This is a genomic window from Phenylobacterium sp. (assembly GCF_036263695.1).
Taxonomy (GTDB): Bacteria; Pseudomonadota; Alphaproteobacteria; order Caulobacterales; family Caulobacteraceae; genus Phenylobacterium.
The window spans coordinates 1-4,836 of sequence record NZ_DATAGM010000167.1; the positions used below are offsets into that span (position 1 = coordinate 1).

Sequence of the window (4,836 nt, forward strand, 5' to 3'; positions counted from 1 at the left end):
CGGCGGCACCGGCCTGGGGCTGGCGATCAGCCGCGAACTCGCCCGGCTGATGGGCGGGGACCTGACCTGCTGCAGCGCGCCGGGCGAAGGCTCGACCTTCACCCTGCAGGTGCAGCTGGCCGCCGCGGGTTCGGCCAGGCCGGCCGCGCCGCCGCCCGAGGCGGGCGTGCGGGTGCTGGTGGTCGACGACCACGAGGTGAATCGCCGGGCGCTGACGCTGATGCTGGAGCCATTGGGCGTGACCGTGGTGCGGGCCGAGAGCGGCGCCGAAGCGCTGGCCCGGGCCGCCGCCGCGCCCTTCGACGTGATCCTGATGGACGTCCACATGCCCGAGCTCGACGGCCGCGAGACCACGCGGCGCCTGCGCGCCCGGACCGGGCCCAACCAGAAGACGCCGGTGATCGCCTGCACCGGCTCCGACGAGGCCGCGGAGATCGAGCGCTGCCGCCAGGCCGGCATGACCGGCCACGTGGCCAAGCCGATCGACGCCACCGCCCTGCACCGGGCCCTGGCCGATGCGCTGGAGGCGGCGGCGCGGGACAGGGTGGCGGCGTGACGAGGCCCTAGGCCCCCATCTGCTGGCGCAGCTCCAGGCCATTGCCGTTGGGGTCGATCAGAACGCCGAGCCGGACGGGGATCCCCGGCTCCGGCTCGCGGACCTCCACGAGCCTCGCGCCGTGGGCCACGGCCCGTTCGATCGCCGGGTCCAGGTCGTCCACCTCCAGGTTCAACCCGGCGTAGGGCACCGGCCGCTCGGTGACGGAGCCGTAGATGCCGTGCAGGCCCACCAGGGCGTCGCCGCACCGGAACATCGACCAGCCGGCGGATTTGGAGACCAGCTCCAGGCCGACGCCGTCGCGGTAGAAGCTCACGGCGGCCGGCATGTCGTGTACGTACTGGATCACCATCAGAGATTTGGGGGCCACCGGCTTCCTCCCTGGGTTGCTGAGCGCCGCCTACTTCAGCATGTCTCGCAGCCGCGCCTCCAGCGCAGCTTCGTCCTTGAGCTCGCACTCCCACAGCGCCTCGGCGCGCCAGCCGGCGGCGGCGAGGGCGTCGCGGGCGGCGGCGTCGCGGGCGCGGTTGCGGGCGACCTTGGCGGTCCAGTAGTCGCGGTTGGCCTTGGGAACCCGCGCGCCACGGGCGCAGTCGTGGCCGTGCCAGAAGCAGCCGTGCACGAAGAGGGCGAGCCGGCGGCCCGGCAGCACGATGTCCGGCGAGCCGGGCAGATCGCGCCGGTGGAGGCGGTAGCGGGCGCCGAGCCGCCAGAGCAGCCGGCGCACCTTCAGCTCCGGGCCGGTGTCGCGGCCCTTCACCTTGCGCATGACCGCCGAGCGCTGGCCCGGCGAGAAGACGTCGGTGCGCTCTGGCCCCGTCACAGCCCCTCGAATAGCGGCGTCGAGAGGTAGCGCTCGGCGAAGCTCGGAATGATGGCCACCACCAGCTTGCCGGCCATGTCGTCCCGCGAGGCGACGTCGAAGGCGGCCGTCAGGGCCGCGCCCGATGAGATCCCCACGGGGATTCCCTCATCGCGGGCGACGCGCCGGGCCATGGCGAAGGAGTCCTCGTTGGAGACCTGGACGATCTCGTCGATGACGCCGCGGTCGAGGATGGAGGGCACGAAGCCGGCGCCGATCCCCTGAATCTTGTGGGGGCCTGGCGGGCCGCCGGAGAGGACAGGCGAGGCGGAGGGCTCGACGGCGATCATCCGCACGGAAGGCTTGCGCGACTTCAGCACCTTGCCGACGCCGGTCACAGTGCCGCCGGTGCCGACGCCGCTGATCACCGCATCGACCGCGCCGGCCGTGTCGTTCCAGATCTCCTCGGCGGTGGAGACCCGGTGGATCAGCGGGTTGGCCTCATTGTCGAACTGCTGGGGCATGACCGCGCCGGGGATGGCGTCCACCAGCTCGCGGGCCCGCGCGACCGCGCCGGCCATGCCGCGCTCGGCGGGCGTGAGCTCGAGCTTGGCGCCCAGCAGCACCAGCATCTTGCGCCGCTCCAGCGACATGCTCTCCGGCATCACCAGGATCAGCTTGTAGCCCTTGGCCGCGGCCACGAAGGCCAGCGCGATGCCGGTGTTGCCGCTGGTCGGCTCGACGATGGTCGCGCCGTCCTTCAGCACCCCCTTGGCCTCGAGGTATTCGACCATCGCCACCCCGATGCGGTCCTTCACCGAGGCGAGCGGGTTGAAGAATTCCAGCTTGGCGACGACCTCGCCCTTGGGCTTCAGCGCGGCGGTGAGGCGCGGCAGGCGCACCAGCGGGGTGTCGCCAATCGTGTCGAGGATGGAGTCGTAGATCCTGCCCCGGCCAGCCCGGCGATAGCGGGCGGCGTCGTAGGTCTTGTCCGGCGTGGCGTCCATTTGGGTCTCGGAAGCTTTCGTGCCCTTCGATCAGCGAACCTAAGGCTTCCGGCGGCGAAAGGAACCCGCGCAGGGGCGCAGGTTATCTAACGGGCCTCGGGTGACAGGTTATAGCATCCAGCGCCGACCTCGCGTCGTGGGACGCCATAACCTGTCACGCCCGTAGCTGGCTGAGACGATAACCAGTCACAGGGCTACTCCGCGGCGATGGCCGACGGCGTGCGCAGCAACGGCTCGAGGATGTGGGCCGCGAGCCAGCGGACCACGGGGACCGCCACGCCGTCGCCAGCGACGTGCAGGCCGGCGTTGAGGCCTTCCGGCAGCACGTAATTGTCGGGCAGGCCCATCAGCCGGGCCGCCTCGCGCGCCGTGAGCAGGCGCGAGCGCACCTCGCCGCCGCCGGCGAACAGCAGAGCCTGGCGCGAGGAGCCGCCGCGAGGCGTGCGCAAGCAGCCGGAGAGGCCGTCGAACCGCACCTCGGCGCGCTGCACACGCTGGCCGGCCTGCCTGCGCGTGCGGCGGAAGACGGCCCCGACGGCGCTGCCGGCCTGGAGCCGCGCAGCTTCCACGCGCGCCCGGTGCAGCGGCGCCATCAGCTCGAGCAGCCGAGCGGTCTTGGCCGGCGTATGCCAGGCGACCTCCGCGTCGAACTCCAGCACCGCGGCCAGGTCGGTGTTGCGGGCCGGCGGCGCGGGCAGCGCCCACCAGATCCAGTTCGCCTGCAACGCGGCCGGCAGGCGGGCATGAGCCTCCCGGACGGCGCGGCTCTGATAGCCGCTCGCCCCTGTCAGCCCGGCCGGCGGCTCGGCCCGGGTGGCGACCACGAACAGCCGCGGCCGCGACTGGGGCACGAAGCCCACGGCGTCGATCTCCAGCGCGCCGAAGCGGTAGCCGCGTTCGGCCAGCGCATCGCACAGGGCCTCTAAGTCGCGCCCGCCGTGGGAGGTGAGGAGGCCGGTGACGTTCTCGATGACGATGGCCCGCGGCGCGCGGCCTTCCTTGTCCAGCCCCTCCACCAGCCGCCAAAAGCCGAAGAAGGCCGAGGAGCGGCCGCCGGTCAGGCCCGCCCGGGCGCCGGCCAGGCTGAAGTCCTGGCAGGGCGAGGAGGCCCAGGCCAGGTCCGGCGCGCCCGGCAGGTCGGCGGGCGAGAGCGCCCAGACGTCTCCCTGGTGGAAGTGGCCGGGGGCGTCGGCGAAGTTGGCCCGGTAGGTCGCAGCCTTCAGCGGGTCGAAGTCGTTGGCGAACAGGCAGCGCCAGTCGGCGCCCAGGCCGATCCGCGCCATGCCCCCGCCGGCGAAGAACTCGTAGAAAGTGAAGGCGCGACTCATCTGGGCGGGGAGTCTAACCTGCGCCGCCGTTAACCGAAGGTGTTCCCATGCGCGCAGCCGCCGCCGCTCTCGCCGCCCTGACCCTGGCCGCCTGCGAGCGGCCCGCGCCGGAGCCCGCGCCCGCCGCGCCTGTCCAGCCGGCCGAGGCCCCGGCGACGCCCGCCGCGCCGCCGGCCGCAACGCCGCCGGCCCTGCCCGCGCAGCTGCAGGGCGACATTGAGGGGCGCGGGACCGAGCCGTTCTGGGCGGTGAAGGTGACGGGCGGCCAGATCACCCTGGAGCGCCCCGACCATCCGCCGCTGACCGCCGGCGCCGCGCCGGCGCGGGCCGAGGGCGAGGCGGCGGTCTGGGAGGCGCCGACCGTCAACCCGCCGCTTCGGGTCACGGCGCGCGTGCAGCCGGGCTGCTCGGACGGGATGAGCGACCTTTCGTATCCGCTGGCGGTGGAGGTGCTGGTGGGCGGCGAGACCCTGAAGGGCTGCGGCGCCCGGGCCGGTGAGATGCCGCGCGGCGAGCGCTAGCGAACCGCTCGCCTAAGCGCTTGACCCCGCGGCCCTCTTGGGCGGCAGAATGGGCCCAAGAACAGAACACGACGCCTGAAGGGAGGCGGCCATGGAGAAGGCCTACGATCTCGTCGTCCGCGGCGGCACGGTGGTGGACGGAACCGGTGGGCCGCCCATCGAGGCCGACGTGGCGGTCCGGGACGGCCGCATCGTCGAGGTCGGCAAGGTCGCCGGGACGGGCGCCGAGGAGCTGGACGCCAAGGGCCTGCTGGTCACGCCGGGCTTCGTGGACATCCACACCCACTACGACGGCCAGGCGACCTGGGATGAGCGGATGCAGCCCTCGTCCTGGCACGGAGTCACCACCGTGGTGATGGGCAACTGCGGCGTCGGCTTCGCCCCCTGCCGGGCGGAGGACCACGACCGGCTGATCCGGCTGATGGAAGGTGTGGAGGACATCCCCTTCCCGGTGCTGTCGCTGGGCCTGCCGTGGAACTGGGAGAGCTATCCGGATTACCTCGACGCGCTGGCGAGGCGCCGGTTCGACGTGGACATCGCCAGCCAGCTGCCGCACGCGGCGCTGCGGGTGTTCGTCATGGGCGAGCGGGGCGCCAACCGCGAGCCGGCGACCGAAACGGAC

The 4,836-nt window shown here is 73.1% G+C and carries 7 protein-coding genes; 3 read left to right on the forward strand and 4 right to left on the reverse strand.

Annotated features, from left to right (window positions below; all coding sequences use genetic code 11):
* Positions 1 to 556: response regulator (locus VHK87_RS06845; protein ID WP_329634153.1), on the forward strand; the 556-nt coding region annotated here is incomplete at its 5' end.
* 7 nt (positions 557 to 563) lie between these two features.
* On the opposite strand, the gene VHK87_RS06850 is transcribed toward VHK87_RS06845, so the two are convergent.
* From VHK87_RS06850 to VHK87_RS06865, 4 genes are all read right to left on the reverse strand, one after another.
* Complete coding sequence (locus VHK87_RS06850) at positions 564 to 926, reverse strand: VOC family protein (RefSeq protein ID WP_329634154.1); 363 nt, start codon at positions 924 to 926, stop codon at positions 564 to 566.
* Positions 927 to 956: 30 nt separating this feature from the next.
* The gene (locus VHK87_RS06855; protein WP_329634155.1) at positions 957 to 1,379 is read right to left on the reverse strand and encodes a DNA mismatch endonuclease Vsr; all 423 of its coding nucleotides are present in this window, start codon (positions 1,377 to 1,379) and stop codon (positions 957 to 959) included.
* Complete coding sequence (gene cysK, locus VHK87_RS06860) at positions 1,376 to 2,365, reverse strand: cysteine synthase A (RefSeq protein WP_329634156.1); 990 nt, start codon at positions 2,363 to 2,365, stop codon at positions 1,376 to 1,378. Before cysK ends, VHK87_RS06855 begins: the two co-directional genes overlap by 4 nt.
* Before the next feature lie 194 nt (positions 2,366 to 2,559).
* On the reverse strand, positions 2,560 to 3,693 hold the full coding sequence (locus VHK87_RS06865; protein ID WP_329634157.1) for a DNA cytosine methyltransferase: 1,134 nt from the start codon (positions 3,691 to 3,693) through the stop codon (positions 2,560 to 2,562).
* 47 nt (positions 3,694 to 3,740) lie between these two features.
* On the opposite strand from VHK87_RS06865, the gene VHK87_RS06870 reads away from it, so the two are divergent.
* On the forward strand, positions 3,741 to 4,214 hold the full coding sequence (locus VHK87_RS06870; protein WP_329634158.1) for a hypothetical protein: 474 nt from the start codon (positions 3,741 to 3,743) through the stop codon (positions 4,212 to 4,214).
* Between the two features lie 91 nt (positions 4,215 to 4,305).
* A partial coding sequence (locus tag VHK87_RS06875; protein ID WP_329634159.1) for an amidohydrolase family protein occupies positions 4,306 to 4,836 on the forward strand: 531 nt, incomplete at its 3' end.

What these genes read in the sequence shown, in the direction of transcription:
- cysK (WP_329634156.1), bottom strand. Translation starts at nt 2,365, where the DNA reads ATGGACGCCACGCCGGACAAGACCTACGACGCCGCCCGCTATCGCCGG.
- VHK87_RS06865 (WP_329634157.1), bottom strand. Translation starts at nt 3,693, where the DNA reads ATGAGTCGCGCCTTCACTTTCTACGAGTTCTTCGCCGGCGGGGGCATG.
- VHK87_RS06870 (WP_329634158.1), top strand. Translation starts at nt 3,741, where the DNA reads ATGCGCGCAGCCGCCGCCGCTCTCGCCGCCCTGACCCTGGCCGCCTGC.